General features: G+C 70.4%; 11 protein-coding genes. 3 read left to right on the forward strand and 8 right to left on the reverse strand.

The window, feature by feature from the left end; translation table 11 throughout:
* Nucleotides 1-228: 228 nt before the first annotated feature.
* Nucleotides 229-1,554: a UDP-glucose/GDP-mannose dehydrogenase family protein gene (locus tag GTW43_RS08410; RefSeq protein WP_161301005.1), complete on the reverse strand. Its 1,326-nt coding sequence runs from the start codon at nt 1,552-1,554 to the stop codon at nt 229-231.
* Between the two features lie 200 nt (nt 1,555-1,754).
* Between GTW43_RS08410 and GTW43_RS08415 the strand changes: the two genes are divergently transcribed.
* Together GTW43_RS08415 and GTW43_RS08420 are read left to right on the forward strand one after the other, a co-directional pair.
* On the forward strand, nt 1,755-2,912 hold the full coding sequence (locus tag GTW43_RS08415) for an acyl-CoA dehydrogenase family protein (RefSeq protein ID WP_161301006.1): 1,158 nt from the start codon (nt 1,755-1,757) through the stop codon (nt 2,910-2,912).
* Between the two features lie 109 nt (nt 2,913-3,021).
* Entirely contained in the window at nt 3,022-3,783 is a 762-nt protein-coding gene (locus GTW43_RS08420; protein ID WP_161301007.1) for a hypothetical protein, read from the forward strand.
* Nucleotides 3,784-3,789: 6 nt separating this feature from the next.
* On the opposite strand, the gene GTW43_RS08425 is transcribed toward GTW43_RS08420, so the two are convergent.
* Nucleotides 3,790-5,058, reverse strand: coding sequence for an LCP family protein (locus tag GTW43_RS08425; protein ID WP_161301008.1), 1,269 nt, complete (start codon nt 5,056-5,058; stop codon nt 3,790-3,792).
* A gap of 108 nt (nt 5,059-5,166) precedes the next feature.
* Between GTW43_RS08425 and GTW43_RS08430 the strand changes: the two genes are divergently transcribed.
* Complete coding sequence (locus GTW43_RS08430; protein WP_161301009.1) at nt 5,167-5,709, forward strand: acyl-CoA thioesterase; 543 nt, start codon at nt 5,167-5,169, stop codon at nt 5,707-5,709.
* Between the two features lie 27 nt (nt 5,710-5,736).
* On the opposite strand, the gene GTW43_RS08435 is transcribed toward GTW43_RS08430, so the two are convergent.
* The 6 genes from GTW43_RS08435 to GTW43_RS08460 form a co-directional block, all read right to left on the reverse strand.
* Nucleotides 5,737-7,098 (reverse strand): LCP family protein, encoded by a 1,362-nt coding sequence (locus tag GTW43_RS08435; protein WP_161301010.1) that lies wholly within the window; start codon nt 7,096-7,098, stop codon nt 5,737-5,739.
* Between the two features lie 289 nt (nt 7,099-7,387).
* Complete coding sequence (locus tag GTW43_RS08440) at nt 7,388-7,849, reverse strand: hypothetical protein (protein ID WP_161301011.1); 462 nt, start codon at nt 7,847-7,849, stop codon at nt 7,388-7,390.
* A gap of 210 nt (nt 7,850-8,059) precedes the next feature.
* Nucleotides 8,060-9,703, reverse strand: a complete 1,644-nt coding sequence (locus tag GTW43_RS08445) for an LCP family protein (protein WP_161301015.1) — start codon at nt 9,701-9,703, stop codon at nt 8,060-8,062.
* Between the two features lie 120 nt (nt 9,704-9,823).
* The gene (locus GTW43_RS08450) at nt 9,824-11,578 is read right to left on the reverse strand and encodes an LCP family protein (RefSeq protein WP_161301012.1); all 1,755 of its coding nucleotides are present in this window, start codon (nt 11,576-11,578) and stop codon (nt 9,824-9,826) included.
* A gap of 283 nt (nt 11,579-11,861) precedes the next feature.
* Complete coding sequence (locus GTW43_RS08455) at nt 11,862-13,121, reverse strand: LCP family protein (RefSeq protein ID WP_161301013.1); 1,260 nt, start codon at nt 13,119-13,121, stop codon at nt 11,862-11,864.
* Between the two features lie 257 nt (nt 13,122-13,378).
* Nucleotides 13,379-14,018 (reverse strand): TIGR03089 family protein (locus GTW43_RS08460; RefSeq protein ID WP_161301014.1); only part of this gene is annotated, 640 nt, incomplete at its 5' end.

Here is a 14,018-nt window from a genome sequence, read left to right on the forward strand (position 1 = left end):
ACCTGCGGCGTTGTCGTCGGTTGTCAATGCTCCGCATTGCCGCCCTCCTCCGCCTTGCATCTCGACGCACCAGACCCCGCTCACCAGCACAGATCAGCCCGGGCCACCCGGACGCGACCTGATCCGCCGGACAGGCCCTAGGGCCGCGGGAGACGCCTCGACAGACCCTGAAGCCCCGGGCGCCGCGCACGCGGCACCCGGGGCTTCAGTGGCCCGCGTGCGGTGCCCCTACGCGGCCGGCCGGCCCATCGCCCGGTACGTCCACCCGGCCTCGCGCCAGCGGACCGGGTCCAGCGCGTTGCGCCCGTCGAGCAGGACCCGGGCCGAGGCGACCGCGCCCAGCTCCGCCGGGTCCAGCTCCCGGAACTCGCGCCACTCCGTCAGGTGCAGCACGATGTCCGCGCCCCGCACCGCCTCCAGCGCCGACTCCGCGTACCCCAGCGTCGGGAACAGCCGCCGGGCGTTGTCCATGCCCTTCGGGTCGTAGACCGTCACCTGGCCGCCCTGGAGCTGGATCTGCCCCGCCACGTTCAGCGCGGGCGAGTCCCGCACGTCGTCCGAGTCCGGCTTGAACGCCGCACCGAGCACCGCGACCCGCTTGCCCAGGAACGGCCCGCCGCCGAGCGCCTCGCGCGCCATCTCGACCATCGCGCCGCGCCGCCGCATGTTGATCGAGTCGATCTCGCGCAGGAACGTCAGCGCCTGGTCCGCGCCCAGCTCGCCCGCGCGCGCCATGAACGCCCGGATGTCCTTCGGCAGACAGCCGCCGCCGAACCCGATCCCGGCCCGCAGGAACTTGTGCCCGATCCGGTCGTCATAGCCGATCGCCTCCGCGAGCTTCGCGACGTCACCGCCGGCGGCCTCGCACACCTCCGCCATCGCGTTGATGAACGAGATCTTGGTCGCCAGGAACGAGTTGGCCGAGGTCTTCACCAGCTCGGCGGTCGGGTAGTCCGTCACGACGAACGGCGTGCCCTCGGCGACCGGCGTCGCGTACACGTCCCGCAGCAGCTTCTCGGCCCGCTCGCTGCGCACGCCGACCACGATCCGGTCCGGGTGCAGCGTGTCGTTCACGGCGAAGCCCTCCCGCAGGAACTCCGGGTTCCACGCGAGCTCGGTGCCCTCCGGGAGCAGCCGCTCGAGCCGCTCCGCGGACCCGACCGGCACCGTGGACTTGCCGACGACGAGCGCGCCGGGCTTCAGGTGCGGCGCGAGCGCGCCGAACGCGGCGTCGACGTACGACATGTCGCACGCGTACTCGCCGTGCTTCTGCGGCGTGTTCACGCACACGAAGTGCACGTCGCCGAAGGCGGCCGCCTCCGCGAAGTCCATCGTGAAGCGCAGCCGACCGCTCGACCCCTCGATCCCGGCGACGTGCCGGCGCAGCAGCTCCTCGAGACCGGGCTCGTACATCGGGACCTCGCCCCGGGTGAGCATCTCGATCTTCTCGGGGACCACGTCGAGCCCCAGCACCTCGAAGCCGAGCTCGGCCATGGCCGCGGCGTGCGTGGCGCCGAGGTATCCGGTGCCGATCACGGTGATCTTCAGGGGCATGAGGAGGGGCTCCAGGGGTGTCGGTGCTGGGTCGCCGTCCGCGGTGGTGCCGCGACGCGCGCCCGAGCATAGTCGGGGTATGAGAGACGACCGGAGGGGGCAGGTCCAGGCTGTCGCGTAGCTCACGTATCCGTCGTGAGGGCCGAGGCCTAAGATTTGGGTTACTTAACGGTAATTAGCGTCGCTTGGAGTGAGAGACCTTGGCCGGATCGGCTGATTTCGACCTGTACCGCCCGTCCGAGGAGCACGACATGCTCCGGGAGACGGTCCGTGCGCTGTCCGAGGCGAAGATCGCCCCGCACGCCGCCGCGGTCGACGAGGACGCCCGCTTCCCGCAGGAGGCCCTCGACGCGCTCGTCGCCTCCGACCTCGCCGCCATCCACGTCCCCGAGGCCTACGGCGGCGCCGGCGCCGACGCGCTCGCCACGGTCATCGTGATCGAGGAGGTGGCCCGCGCCTGCGTCTCGTCCTCCCTGATCCCGGCCGTGAACAAGCTGGGCTCGCTCCCCGTCATCCTCTCCGGCTCCGAGGAGCTGAAGAAGAAGTACCTGGGCCCGCTGGCCAAGGGCGACGCGATGTTCTCGTACTGCCTCTCCGAGCCGGACGCGGGCTCGGACGCCGCCGGCATGAAGACCCGCGCGGTCCGCGACGGCGACTTCTGGGTGCTCAACGGCGTGAAGCGCTGGATCACCAACGCGGGCGTCTCCGAGTACTACACGGTCATGGCCGTCACCGACCCCGAGAAGCGCTCGAAGGGCATCTCCGCGTTCGTCGTCGAGAAGTCCGACGAGGGCGTCTCCTTCGGCGCCCCGGAGAAGAAGCTCGGCATCAAGGGCTCCCCGACCCGCGAGGTCTACTTCGACAACGTCCGCATCCCCGCGGACCGCATGATCGGCGCCGAGGGCACCGGCTTCGCCACGGCGATGAAGACCCTCGACCACACCCGCATCACCATCGCCGCCCAGGCCCTCGGCGTGGCCCAGGGCGCCCTCGACTACGCCAAGGGCTACGTCCAGGAGCGCAAGCAGTTCGGCAAGCCGATCGCCGACTTCCAGGGCATCCAGTTCATGCTCGCGGACATGGCGATGAAGATCTCCGCCGCCCGCGCCCTGACCTACCAGGCCGCCGCCGCCTCCGAGCGCGGCGACGCCGACCTGACCTACCTGGGCGCCGCCGCCAAGTGCTTCGCCTCGGACACCGCCATGGAGGTCACGACGGACGCCGTCCAGCTCCTCGGCGGCTACGGCTACACGCGCGACTACCCGGTCGAGCGCATGATGCGCGACGCGAAGATTACCCAGATCTACGAAGGCACGAACCAGGTCCAGCGCATCGTCATGGCGCGCAACCTGCCGTAGCGCAGGCGTGAACAGCAGAGGAAGGGCGTCCGGGACACCGGGCGCCCTTCCTCTTTCCGGGCAAGGGAAGCGCGAGACATGGATGCTGCCGTGTTCCATTGAGGCAGCGATGACGAAGAAGCTGACGTTCGACGGCGGCTGGGACGCGACCGTGACGGACGAACCCCTCGATCTCCTGCCCCGGCTCCGCGCAATGTCCCTGATCGTCGCGCCCTACGCGGACCGAGTGGAACGGGAGAAGTTCCTGGCGGACACGTTCGGCAGCCAGGACTGGCTGTGGGACCTGCCCGACGTCTTCCGCTTCGACCCGGGCAGCCGACGGCTTGCCGGGGTCGAGCTCCAGGTGCCGGAGGAGGCAGCCCCGGCCGAGGACGTGGCCCGCCTGCCCGTTTCACCCGCGGTACGCCCGGGTGGACTGCGGGCGGACGAGGTCAAGCCCTTCCGGCACGAGATCTGCACGGTGCTGTGCCGTGCACCCGGCGACGCCGTGCTGACCTGCCTGCGGGACCTCGGCGTCCTCGACGAACCGGTGGAAGCCCGCATCGGGATCGCCCCCGGCCTGGCGCTCCTCGTGCAGCACGGCGCGGTCGTGGGCTGGAGCCTCACCGACCCGGTGCGGTATCTGACCACGTCGTACCGCGACCCTGACCCGAAGCCGCCCGCGGCCGTCACTCGGCACATGTTCAGCGAGTGCCTGGACCTGATCACCGATCCGGAGGTGGTCGACGATCTGGTGGACGGGGAGCCGGGCGCGGTGGCCCGGCTCCGGGCGGCCGACGAGGCGCTGCGCACCCAGGCGGAGGATCCGCACCGGGCGGCGGCCCTGCGCGAGCTCATCGCCCAGTACGTCGAGGACTACGGGGACGGGTGACCCCGGTCAGTCGCTGGTGACCGTGACCTTCTCGTCGTTGTTGAACTGGTCGACCAGCTGCTTGACCTTGGCCTTGTCCCACAGGAGGTTGCCGCCGGTCGAGCCGTTGGTCGGCATGTTCATCGACGTGCCGTCGCCGCCGGAGACGGACTTCATGGCCATGAACATCGAGCCGAGGTCCCACAGGCTCATGTCCTTGTCGACGACCAGCGAGTCCAGGCCCGCGCCCATCGTGGGGTAGAGCTTGAACGGGTTCATGACGGTCGTGGGGGAGGCGACCTTGTGGGCCAGGGCCGCGAGGAACGCCTGCTGGTTCTTGGTGCGCTGCAGGTCGGAGGCGGCGAAGGCGTGCCGGGTGCGGACGAAGGCGAGGGCCTGCTGGCCGTTGAGAGTCTGCTTGCCCTTCTCGAAGTCGGCGCCGGACCACTTGTCCTTGAAGCCCTCCTTCAGGTCCATCTCGACGCCGCCCACCGCGTCCACGATGTTGGCGAAGCCGGCGAAGCCGATCTCCGCGTAGTGGTCGATGTGCAGGCCGGTGTTGGACTCGACGGTGCGGACCAGGAGCTCCGGGCCGTCCTCCGCGTAGGCGGCGTTCAGCTTCACCTGGCGGCCGGTGCCCGGGTAGAGCTTGCCGGACTCGGCGCCCTTGAAGGACGGGATCGTGACGTTCGAGTCGCGGGGCAGCGAGACGAGGGTGTCGCCGTTGCCGCCGACGTGCAGGATCATCATCGTGTCCGTGCGCTTGCCCTCGGCGGAGCCGGTGTGCAGCTTCTTCTTCTGCTCGTCGCTCATGCCCTCGCGGCTGTCGGTGCCGACGATGAGGTAGTTGGTGCCGTCGCCGGCCTCCGGGCGGTCGATGACCTTGGAGAGGTCGACGTCCCGGTGCAGCTTGGAGTCGGCCCAGAAGTACGTGGCGATGCTGGTCACGGCGACCACGGCGACGACCGTGATCACGGTCCACTTGATGCGTCTGCCCCAGTTCGCGGGGCGGCGGGCCGGGCGGCCGGTCGGCGGCCCGTAGTCGTCACCGCCGCCACCGTGCCCGGCGCGGCTCTGCTGGCCGTAGACCTGTCCGGTGTTGTAGCCGCTGTCGTAGGACGGCTCGTCGCCGTACCCGTCGTCGTACGCGGGCGGCGGCTGCTGCTGCGGTACGGGACGCTGCACATGCCGCATCGTGCGCGCGCCTTCGGGGCGGGCGCTCGCGCTGCCTCGGCCGTAGCCGCCGCGCGAGCCACCACCCTGCCTGTCGCTCCACCCCTCGGGCCAATCGTTCATACGGCCCAGTGTGCCGTGCGGGGACCCGGCCCTTACAAGGGCGGTCGGTAAATAGCACCAGGGCTGTTGCAGAGCTGACACAAACCGGCCGCGCATAGGGTGGGTGCCATGACAGACCAGGCCCACGGCGCGGAATCTGAAATTCCGGGCAAGCCGACCTCCGCATCCCGCACGACGTTGTCGCACATCATGACGCACAACGACACCAACCTCCTGGGCACGGTGCACGGCGGCGTGATCATGAAATTGGTGGACGACGCCGCGGGCGCGGTGGCCGGGCGGCACTCCGGCGGGCCCGCGGTCACGGCGTCCATGGACGAGATGGCGTTCCTGTCGCCGGTCCGCGTCGGCGACCTCGTCCATGTGAAGGCGCAGGTGAACTGGACCGGGCGGACCTCCATGGAGGTCGGTGTGCGGGTTCTCGCCGAGCGGTGGAACGAGTCGACGCCGCCGCAGCAGGTCGGCTCCGCGTACCTGGTGTTCGCGGCCGTCGACGCGGACGGCAAGCCGCGGACGGTGCCGCCCGTGCTGCCGGAGACCGACCGGGACCGGCGCCGCTACCAGGAGGCCCAGATCCGGCGCCAGCACCGCCTGGCACGCCGCCGGGCGATCAAGGAGCTGCGCGCCGCGTCCGCGCCGGAACGGGACTGAACCCGCGGGCCGGGCACTCGGGCGCGGTCAGGGGCACACCACCTCGTCGCCCGTGACCGCGCCGAACTCTCCCTGGTGTGCGTCCTCGGCCCGCACCCGCGTCACCCCCTTGTAGTCCGACCCGGCGACGACCTTGAGCGTGGCGCCCTGGTTCTCGACCGACTTCAGCCGCGCGCCCGGCAGCGCCGCCGCCAGGGACTTCGCCGAGCGGTCCCAGCGCGGGTCGTACAGGACGAGCGTGTGCTGCGTCCCGCGGTCGTCCGCGTTCACGGGCGCCCCTGACGTGCGGAAACCGGTCTTCTTCAGGGCCTTGTCGACCTTCATGCCGAGCCCGGCCGTCTTCGTCCCGTTCTCGACCTGGACCCGGATCTGCTGCGGGGAGACCCCGACGACCTTCGCCTTCTTCTTCTTGCGGTGCGAGGCGAGCGGCTTGTCGTCGCGCAGGGCCTGGAACAGCTTGCGGGACTTGACCGGGTCCCACTTCACGGTGGAGCCGATGCCCTTGACCGGGTAGCTCATGTCGCCGATCGGCACCGTCGTGAACTCCGACGAGGACGGCGAGAAGTTCCGCATGGCCTGCGCGAGGTCGACCATCTGGTCCGACCCGAACCCCTTGTCGGCCCGGACCGAGCTGAGCAGGGTGCGGGAGACGTCGCGGAACTTGACCGGATTCAGCAGCACGCCCGACGAGGTCGTCGCCGAGATGAGGGAGGCCAGGAAGCGCTGCTGGCGCTGCATGCGGCCCAGGTCGCTGGCGCTGTCGGCGTGCCGAGAGCGGACGTACTGCAGGGCCTGCCCGCCGTTGAGCCGGTGGGAGCCGACCGCGAGGTCCAGTCCGGTGTAGGAGTCCTTCAGGGGCTTCGCCGTGCAGACCTCGACGCCGCCGAGCACGTCGACGGTCCGCATGAAGCTGGTGAAGTCGACCTCCAGATAGTGGTCGATCTTGACGTGCGTCATGTTCTCGACGGTGCGCACGGTCAGCTGCGGCCCGCCCTCCGCGTACGCGGCGTTGAGCTTGACCGGGTGCGGGTGGTGCTTCTCGCCGGTGGTGCGGTCGGTGTGCGCGGGCATCTCCGCGTAGGAGTCGCGGGGCAGGGAGACGACCGAGGCCCGCTCGTGGTCGGCGGAGATGTGCACGATCATGACGGTGTCCGTGCAGTGGCAGGGGGCGCCGCCGAGCCGGTACTTCTTCTTCTCGGCCGGGGTGATCTTGTCGCGGCCGTCGGTGCCGACCAGCAGGACGTTCGTGCCGTGTCCGGCCGCCGGCCGGTTCTTCATGTCCTTGAACGGGTCGATGCGGTCGATGCCGTTGTCGAGGCCCGTGACCAGTGCGTGGCCGACGCCGGACGCGGCGAGGACGGTGACGGAGAGGGTGGTCGCCACGCGCATGGACCACCGTGGCCGTCGCCTGCGCATCGGCCGGACCGGCGGCCGGTGGCCCTGCCCGGGCCGCGGCGGGCGTTGCGGGCGGGCGGGCGAGCGGGGCGGCGTGGGCACGAGGGGACACCTCCGCGACGGCGGGCGTGGGATCCTGAGCACCGTAGGCCGATACGATCTCCTGCCCGCGGTAGCGACCCGGGCGGCGCGCGCCGGTGTCCCCCATTGGCGGTAACGCGCGACGGCTGTCGCGGTGGGACCGCGACAGCCGTCAGGAAGCAGGCGCTTCGTTCCGCGGGGCTCAGCCGCAGTGGAAGTAACCCGAGTACGGGACGTGGTCCTGCAGGAAGTTCGTGCCGCCGTTGGGACGCCACATGTCCAGCTCGAAGTTGATGCAGGTGCCCTTGCCGTTGACCTTGATCGGGCCCGCGCTGTAGAGGAAGGTGCCGCTGTCGTTGGCGTGTCCGCCGGCCTTGGTCCACAGGTCCAGGTTCATGCGGGAGCTGACGCCGTAGTAGGAGCCCGCCTTGACGGACTTCGCACAGTTGTAGGTGCCGTCCCAGTACAGGTACGTCGTGGCGACGTGCGGGTGCGAGCTCTTGGTGTAGTCGTAGTGGTTGATCTGGTCGATCAGGGTGCCGCTGCACGACGTGGCGGCGGACGCCGCGGGGGCGGTGGCGACGGGGATCGCCACGCCGAGACCGAGGACCATGGCGGCGGTGGTGACCCAGTGGGTGGCCCTGAACTTGACGTGCTTGAACATCAGTTGAAGTCCTCTAGTGTCGAGACGCGATGAAGCCGCCCACCTCGGCACGGGTTCCTGTGAAGCCTCTGTGAACGGCGTGGGGATCGTGACATGCCCCTGCCACCGAATGATCGTTTATCGTCGTCGACGACCGAAAGAAGACGTCAGTTGACTCAAAACAGCGGAACCGCCCCCGCGGAGGGGACGGTTCCGCTGATGGGGCGGCGACTACCAGCGGTAGGGCGCGTACACGTCCATGCACTGGTCCTTGTCCGAGCCGTTGATGGCGTCGGAGTTCTCCGGGAGGCTGCCGGGCGACGGCGCCGCCTTCTTCGGATAGGCCGTCCCCGAGCGCCAGTCGGCTCCCACGACGACCGTGACGCCGGACGCGTCGGTGGACCTGCGCACCGAACTCACCGGAATCCCCAGCGACTTGGCGACCTGCACGGCGTCGCCCTTCAGCTCGGCGCTCGGGTACCGCACCACGGTGCGGGCCTCGGCGGCGGCGGGCGACGTGTCCTTCACCGCGCGCGTGTACCCCTTGTCCGCCAGTTCCTGGGCGATCGTCTCCGCGCGCCCGGGAACCGCCGCCTGGGTGTCGGACCCCGTGCCGTTCACCACCGTCACGCCGATGCGGTCCGGCGAGGACGACGGGGTCGGCGTCGGGGACGGCGACGCGTCACCGTTCTTGTCGTCCTTCTCGGGCTTGCCGTTCTTGTCGAAGGGCACGTCGTCACGGAGCATCTGCCACATCTGCTCCGCGTCCGCGCCGTCCGGCAGCACGTGGTTCCTGTCCTGCGGATCCTCGATGTTCGGCATCGTCGCCATCGTGACGCGGTCGGTCGGCACCGACTTGAGCTCCATCGCCATGTCGTAGAGCTTCTTCACCGTGCCGATCTCCTTGGAGACCGTCAGCGAGTCCGTGGCCGTCTCCGCCAGGTTGCGCAGCCGCCCGGCGTCCGTGAAGACGTTCTGGTCCTTCAGCTTGCGGATCATCGAGTTCAGGTACATGTGCTGGGCGCGCGCCCGCATCTGGTCACTGCCCCACGCGTGCCGGGTCCGCAGCCACTGCAACGCCTGCTTGCCCTTCACCGAGTGCGTCCCGGCCTTCATCTTCAGGCCGGAACCACCGGACACCGCGGCGGTCGGGCGGTCCCACACGTTCTGCTTCACACAGACGTCGACCCCGCCGACCGCGTCCGCCATGTCGACCACACCGGCGAAGTCGATCGTCATCCAGTGGTCGATGTACACCCCGGTGAGCTTCTCCCACGTGGCCAGGGTGCAGCCGGCGCCGCCGCGCGCCAGCGACTCGTTGATGATGGCGTTGGTCGCCGGGAAGACCTTGCCGGTCTCCGGCTCGGTGCACTGGGGGATGGCCACGCGGGTGTCGCGCGGAATGCTCACGAAGGCGGCGCTCTTGCGGTCCGCCGACAGGTGGATGAGCAGCTGCACGTCCCCCAGCGGCGGATTGCCCGCGTTGTCCTTGCTGCCGCCGAGCTTCACGTTCTCCGCAGAGGAACGGCTGTCGGAGCCGATCAGCAGGATGTTGAGCGGGGTCTGGCCCGCCGCGTTGGGCTTGCGCTTCGTGACGCCGGTCTCGGCGCTGCTGCGCTCACCCTTCTTGATGTTGCCGTTCAGATGCCGGTAGTAGAGGTAACCGGCGCCCGCCGTGCCGATGAGCAGGACGACGAGCGTCCCCGCGATCCAGCCCAGCACCCGGCGGCGGCGCCGCCGCGGCCGCCCGGCCCCCCGCCGGTGACCGCGCCGGCCGCCCCCCTGGCCTGCGCCGTCCCCACGGTCCCCCCGGCCCGTGTGTTCCGTGCGTTCCGTGCGGTCCGCCGGATCCGCCTGCGCGGTCCGCCCGCGTATGCTGCTGCGCCCCACCCCTGCCCGCCCTCCCCGTCGTCGGCCATCCCCCGGCCGCCCCGCTGTCCGATTCGCTTACTGGTGCGTCGAGTGCTTAGACAGCCTTGAGGCGACCAAGGTTGGTCAGCTGGCGCACTCGGCTTGGTCGGCCGTGGTCTTGTCCACGTCCGGCGCCTTGTCCGGCGCACTGCTGAAGGGCTCCCCGGGACCCTGGAAGTCGGCGCCGAGCGTCAGCACGATCGCGGGCAGCCCCTGGTCGTTGGTCCTGCTCTTGCCGGGCTTCAGCGCCGAGCCGGGCAGGTCCATGATGTCGGCGAGCCGCCGGGCCTGGTCGGCCTGGTCGGGCGCGTACTCGAGCGTCGTCTTCGTCTGCTTCGCCGGGGAGTTGCCCAGCTGGCTGGACTTGGTCACGCCCTCCTCGGTCTGCAGCCAGGTGAGCGTGGACTGCGCGGCGCCGATCGTGTCGCTGCCGTTGTAGATGTCGACGCGCACGTCGGAGGCGGCGGACTTCTCGCCCTTGAGCTTCGCGGCGTCCGCGGCCTTCTGCTTCTCCTTCTGCTGCTTCTTGGTCTGCGTCAGCGAGACGTCGTCCTTGATGGCGTCGAAGATCGGCGGCGCCGCCGTCTCGTTCAGGATCACCGTCTTGTGGACCACGCCGTCCGCCGGGTTGTCGAGCACGGGGACCGTCGCGAACGAGAGGTTCTTCGGCGGTACCTTCTTCAGCTCCAGGGCGACGTCCTTGAGCTTGTTCAGACTTCCTATGCCCTTGTCCACGGTGAGCGCCTTGGTCGCGGCCTCGGCGAGACCGGTCAGCTTGCTCGGGCTGGTCAGCGTGTCGCTCGAACTCATCTTCCGGGCGAGCGAACCGAGGAACTGCTGCTGCACCTTGATGCGGTCCAGGTCGCCCTCGTTGCCGAAGCTGTGGCGGGTACGGACGAAGGCGAGCGCCTGCTCGCCCTCGACGACGCTCTTGCCCTTGGGGAGCTTGAGATGGGACTTGGGGTCGTCCACCGCGTGGGCGACACAGACCTCGACGCCGCCGACCGCGCTGGACAGCGTCTTGACCGCGTTGAAGTCGGCCATCATGAAGTGATCGACGGTGATGCCCGTGATCTCCTTGATGGTCTTCATCGTGCAGCCCGCGTCCCTGCCCTGCACGCCCAGGCTGGTGTTGAAGCGGTCGTTGTCCGTGCCCGGGATGGTCTTGAGCTCGCCGTCCTCGCCCTTCACCTGGCAGTCCGGCACGTCCACGATGAGGTCGCGCGGGATGCTCAGCGCGGTCGCGTTCGAACGGTCCTTGGAGACGTGCAGCAGCACGTTGGTGTCGGCGTGGCCGGTGCTTCCGGCGTCGCCGTAGCCCTCGTTGCCCTTGCCGGTGCGCTTGTCGGTGCCGATGACCAGGATGTTGAAGGCCTCGTCCTTGCTGAAGCCGTTCTTCGCGCCGACGACGTCCTGCGTCGTGATGTTGCCGTTGAGGTGCTCGAGGTAGAGGTACATCGCCCCGGCGCCCGCGAGGACGACGAAGGCCATCGAGCCCGAGGTCCACAGCAGGATCTTCTTGGCCTTCGACTTCTTCTTCGGCTTCGAGCGGCGCCGCCCGGTGTCGGGCGTCAGGGCCTGCGGATCGCGCCGCCTGCGCTGGGAGGGGACGTCGCGTCCACCGCCCGGCCGGTCCGGCTGCTCCTGCGGCTCGCGCCGCTCCCGCTGACCGCCCTGCCGCCGACGGCCGCCGCCGGTGGCTCCGCCGCGCGGACCGGGCACCCCCGACTGCTCAGCGGAAGGATTCAGTCGCAGTTCGTAATCACCGGTCTGCGGGTTCAGGACCCACTGGTCTGCGGGGTCGATTCCGTTCTCCCGCCCACGGCCTTGCGCGTCCACGGTTGTCTGTGTCCTCCGTCGGGGCCACGCGGCGCCCCACCCCCCTTAAAAGCGGGCGCCCGGTCAAAGTCGGTCTGCAGTGCACGACCTTGCCCGAAGCGTGGCCGGGTGCACCGGATCGCTCACACTATCCGCCCAGTTCAGCGCCGGGCGACGACGGTGACAAATTCCACTCCCCTACAACTGGGCATTCCGGCGCATATCTTTGAACCTGTGTGCCCGCTGATGACTTCCGCTTTACCCAGGGGTGGTTGAGGGGGGTGTGCAGGGGTACGGGGAGCCCTCAGCGGCAGGCGTCCTGGTCGGCCGTATTGCCCCGGAACGTGGGAGCGGGCGTCGGGTCGCCGACCACCTCGCGGGTGCCGACGGGTGCACCCACGGCGCCCTGTTCACCGCTTTCATCCCCATAGGTGACGGTTCCGTCCGACGTGCCGGATCCGTAGGGTTCGTTCTCGCCACGGGCCGCCGCGGGCGTCTCCTTCGTGACGACGACCGGCTTGTCGGCGCGCAGCCGGTCGAAGAGCCGGTTCGCGGCGGGCTGCACGAGCTGGTCGCGGTTGGCGTTGTAGACGTACGCCTCCCGGGGCACGGTCAGGAACTGGATGCGGTCGGTCGTGATGTTCCGCATGCCGCGCACGAGGTCGTACAGGCCGCGCAGGCTCGCCAGGCCCGGGTCGGTGGTCAGCGAGGACGTGGCGGCGTCGAGGACCGGGTAGAGCTTCGCCGGGTTCAGCAGGACGTCGTTGCTCTGCACCTTGGCGACGAGCGCGCCGAGGAAACGCTGCTGACGGTCCATGCGGTCGGTGTCGCTGCCGTTGCCGATGCTCTTGCGGGCGCGGACGTAACCGAGAGCCTGCTCGCCGTTGAGGGTGTGCCGGCCCGCGGGGAGCTTCAGATGGGCGTCGGCGTCGTCGATCGGCTCCTCCAGGCAGACCTGGACGCCGTCCACCGCGTTCACCATGTCCTTGAAACCCTCGAAGTCGACCACCATGTGATGGTCGACGCGGATGCCCGTCAGCTTCTCCACGGTCCGGATCGTGCAGGCCGAGCCGCCCGCCTCGAAGGCGTAGTTGAACATGGCGAACATCGGCTCCATGCGCTTGCCGTGCGGGCCCGTGCACGCGGGCACGTTCACCATCAGGTCGCGGGGGAACGAGACGGCGACCGCGCTCTTCCGGTCCGCGGCCACGTGCAGCAGGATCGTCGTGTCCGAGCGCTGGGTGCCGTCGTTGCGGCCGTACTTGCGGTTCTTGCCCGCGCGCGAGTCGGACCCGATCAGCAGGATGTTCTGCGCGCCGTCGACGAGGACGGTGGGCCGCTCCTTCTCGTACTTGGCGAGCTCGGCGGCCGCGTCGGTGTCCTCGGTGATGTTCCCGTCGAGCTTCTCGTACGCGATCCAGCCCGCACCGCCCGCCGCGAGCACCAGGAACGCCACGGTGCACGCCGCGTACCGCAACCGCCGCCGGCGGCGCCGCACGCGCCAGGCACCGGTCGGGGACGAGCCGGAGCCCGGGCCGAGCGGCGTGGCTGCGGGGTCGGTCACGGGCGGTCCCCCTCCTGGCGGCGTGGCGACGCGGGCCCCGGGCCCGGTCACGCCCCGGGCCACGGAAAGGGCGTCCCTACGACCATGGACCCGGCCACGCCGCGCGGCCGGGGGAGCGGGGCCGAACGGGTGAACGTCGCGGGGTGGAGGCGGCGGGGTGAACGCCGTGGGGTGGAGGCGGTCGGGGTGGTCGGGGTTGGTCGGGTGAACGCCGTGGGGTGGAGACGGTCGGGGGGCGGGCCGGGCGTCGGCCGGGGCTACTTCGCGGTCGCCGTGACGCGCTCGCTGTCGATCCGGCGGGCCAGCGCGTCCTCGCCGAGCCGGTCGAGGTGCCGGCACAGCACGACGGAGCCGCCCGTGGCCAGAGGGGAGAGGAGCCCGGCGCTCAGGCCCTGCCAGGTGTCGTACGAGAGACCGGACAGGAGGCGGGAGCCCGGTCCGGTCAGACCGAGCGGACCGGCGTCGGTGACGGCCCGCTCCACGACCTCCGCTCCCGTCCACTCGGCCCCCGCGACGACGAGAGCGGGCTCGTCCGGGTCGACGGGCGCGAACGGGGCGAACCGGTCGCCCTGCGAGGGCACCTCCACCGCGTAGTCCAGGAAACCCTCCGGCGTCTCCGGGAACCGGCCGCCGAGCGGGCGCAGCGCGAGGGCGACGCGCTCGCCGGAACAGGCGCGGGCCGCGTCCAGCGTGTCCGGTCCGGTGACCACGGCGTCGGCGGCCGCCGGGTCACCGGCGACGTCCGCGACGGCGCCGACCGAGGCGCAGGCCAGCAGCCAGACGGCGGTCTGCCAGTGCGCGGGCAGCAGGACGGCGACGCGGTCGCCGGGCTCGACGCCCAGGTCGCCCTGGAGCAGGTTCGCCGTCTTGGCCACCCAGTTCGCGAACGTGGCCACG

Origin of the sequence: Streptomyces sp. SID5785 (genome assembly GCF_009870065.1) — a bacterium.
GTDB lineage: Bacteria > Actinomycetota > Actinomycetes > Streptomycetales > Streptomycetaceae > Streptomyces.